Annotated in this window: 5 protein-coding genes; 1 reads left to right on the forward strand and 4 read right to left on the reverse strand. The window is 43.9% G+C overall.

Annotation, left to right across the window (positions count from 1 at the left end; translation table 11 throughout):
* The 3 genes from LKD71_RS17820 to LKD71_RS17830 all read right to left on the reverse strand — a co-directional run.
* Positions 1-265, reverse strand: a 265-nt coding sequence (locus LKD71_RS17820) for a ParA family protein (RefSeq protein WP_227616405.1), incomplete at its 3' end; no start/stop codon positions are given.
* A 260-nt stretch (positions 266-525) separates the two neighbouring features.
* A complete protein-coding gene (locus LKD71_RS17825) occupies positions 526-1,587 on the reverse strand; it encodes a site-specific integrase (protein WP_227616406.1) in 1,062 nt (353 codons plus the stop codon).
* Positions 1,588-1,697: 110 nt separating this feature from the next.
* On the reverse strand, positions 1,698-1,931 hold the full coding sequence (locus LKD71_RS17830) for an excisionase (RefSeq protein ID WP_016218019.1): 234 nt from the start codon (positions 1,929-1,931) through the stop codon (positions 1,698-1,700).
* A gap of 15 nt (positions 1,932-1,946) precedes the next feature.
* On the opposite strand from LKD71_RS17830, the gene LKD71_RS17835 reads away from it, so the two are divergent.
* Positions 1,947-2,144 (forward strand): tweety protein, encoded by a 198-nt coding sequence (locus LKD71_RS17835; protein ID WP_082868657.1) that lies wholly within the window; start codon positions 1,947-1,949, stop codon positions 2,142-2,144.
* Between the two features lie 26 nt (positions 2,145-2,170).
* Here LKD71_RS17835 and LKD71_RS17840 read toward each other — a convergent pair.
* Positions 2,171-2,746 (reverse strand): virulence-associated E family protein (locus tag LKD71_RS17840; protein ID WP_227616407.1); only part of this gene is annotated, 576 nt, incomplete at its 5' end.

Consider the following 2,746-nt stretch of genomic DNA (forward strand, 5'->3'; position numbering starts at 1 on the left):
TGTCTATCCCCTCTGCCTGATGTCTGATATAACAGTCGGAAGGAATATCTTCATCTTTCATTACTGCATCCATAAGAGCTGTAAGTGTTTCATTACTGTCATCACAATCACGATATCCAAATCCTGCGGATACATCAGACTGTGGATCTGCATCTACGATTAACACTTTCATATTCTTTTGTGCTAATCCTACTGCTAAATTAGCTGTACATGCGGATTTTCCCGTTCCCCCTTTTTGGTTTACAATAGAAATAATTCTAGCCATTTTTCATCACCTTTCATCGTCGTCAATCAAAAAAAGAGGACTGAATTAGACAACCGGAATCTATATTCCGTGCGAGCTAATTCAGTCCTATAATTACAATAATTCTGTTGTTTTTACTCTTGTCTTACACAAATCCATTTCCAGTCTGGATCTGTAGTAATTCATATTCTGGAATGACAGCGCTGCCTTATTTTTCCCTTTTTCAGGGAGTTAAAAATAAGGACTAAATTAGTGCAACCCCTTGTATTTACTGGAGTTTTCTAACTTGTCCTTATTATAACTCGACCATGAGGGGTAACTTTCGGCATCTGGATACGGTAAATCCTGTTGTATTTCTGAATGATATGCTCCATGTACTTCTCCCAGTGAAGGGCAACCATCGGCATATCGTTTTTATCCAAAAATAAAAATTCAGCGTATCCTTCCACCATCGGTTCAACTTTTGGTGTCTTTCGGTTGGCAATAATTCTGCGAAAACACGCTGCGACAGCTTCCGTCATCGGCACATAGCGAATACCTTTGTCAGTTTTTGGTTCTTCAATTACATACTGCATCTGTGCAGTACGCTGTAACTGATGGTCTACCTTAATACGCATTTCTCCAAACTCAATCTCCAAAATCGTCAGCCCACAGAACTCTGAAATACGAAGCCCTGTGTGAAAAAGAATATAGATTGCATCATAGTATCTGCTGAAATGCTTATCCTCCTGAATAAACTTCAGCAAATCTCTCTGCTGCTTTCGGGTAATCGCTTCTCTGGTAACAGAATCATTAACAATGACGGATGCCAGCTCAAATTCAAATGGATTTTTGCGAAGCAGGTCATCATCTACTGCCATCTGAAATGCTGGTCTGAGAACTCCCCGGATCGAATGAATGGAACTGTATCCTCGTCCATCAATTTGTTGGAGCTTAATCAACCATGCCTTTGCGTCTGACAAACGCACCTTATCAATTCGCAGATTCCCAAAACTCTCTTTTTTCAGCATATTGATGACCGTTTTATATCCGGCAACCGTATTGTGACGAACTCCTGTTTTCAATGAAACATACTTTTCTACCAGTTCCAAAACAGTATAGTTGCCACCGTTGGTTACGATACGGTCAAACAAATCCGCTTCAATCTGTTTTTCTTTCTCACGCAGGGAAGACTCCCGCTTCTTCCCTTTTGGCATTGGGTCATTCTTGTCCAAACGCCAACTGTATACATTTTTCTCTTTTCCGTCCTCATCAATATAGCGGAACCGATACCTCCCATCTTTACGCTGGTACTCGCCCTCTCGCAAAATCCGATTACGGTTATCTCGTCTTTTCTCACTCATCGTGAACTCTCCTTTCAAAAAAGAGAGCCAGACTTGCGCTCTTATCATAGCACAAATCCAGCTCTCCGCATAGTTATATCATGTGAAATCGGTAAATCTGTCAGCTCTGTTTACACAGCAGTAGCCTGATCCAGATACCTCTCAAATTTCTCACGCTTAATGAGGGCACGATTGCCATTCATCACATAAAAATCCTCATTGGGATGTGTGTCAATAAGCGTTCTCAATTTTCCTTCACCGATATGATAATATCTGGCTGCTTCCTCAATGGTAAGCGTATATCTACGCCACACCGGAATATCCGAGTAATTTTTTCCTTCAATATTCATCTTATTATTCGCCATAGGCAGTTATCCTCCATGCATGAAAATAGCCAGACAGAGGGTGTCGGCAACGAAGTCCGGCAACGGGCTTCAAAAGACCTTGCAAACAATCTCAATCTGGCGATGGTTACTATTTATACTTTTCTTTTATTTTTCTGTTGTTTTGGTTGTTATAAGGGAGAAAAGCCCGGAAATAAGGGGTTTTTCCCGGCAACCGGCTCGGCAACGGGATAGCAACAGGGGGCAACGGGCTGTCATTTTCAGAATGGAAGCTCCATCTGTTCTGTGACCTCCACAAAACCGTCCATCGTTTTTTCAGACGGGTTGCCGGAGTCCGTTGCCGGGTTTTCATGCACCCAGCCCTTTTGTCTGCCATATTCGGAAAACATTCTTGGGTTTGGGAAGTAGCGCCAGCCGGAAATGCACTGGTTCATAATCTCGTTGATTTCCCGGATTTCCCATTGCTTCGGCTCGTCAAAAGCATGGTTCAAGGCTTCCTTATAGAGCTGCTTGGAACAGACCATGCTCCCGGTGTACTTATCAAGATACGCCTGTATCATTCCGGCTTTGGTGTCCTCCGGCATAAAATCCCGCTGGTGTTCTTTGAGATACCGCTGCATGGCGGGGCTGAAAGCCAGCTTGAACCTGCCGCTTCGGTAAATCTCCATCGCTTCTGCCCACATCTGCTCGATATAGGCTCTGGAAGCAGCTTCGTCCTCCAAAATGTGAACCTCGGCTTGCTCCGGGTACACCATGACCGGGATAAAGCGGCGGTTGCCGGAACGGTCAAGGGGCAGGAAGTCAAGGGCATTGGAAGTGCCGCCAAACACGCACTG

Source organism: Fusicatenibacter faecihominis (genome assembly GCF_020686945.1).
Lineage (GTDB): Bacteria > Bacillota > Clostridia > Lachnospirales > Lachnospiraceae > Limivivens > Limivivens faecihominis.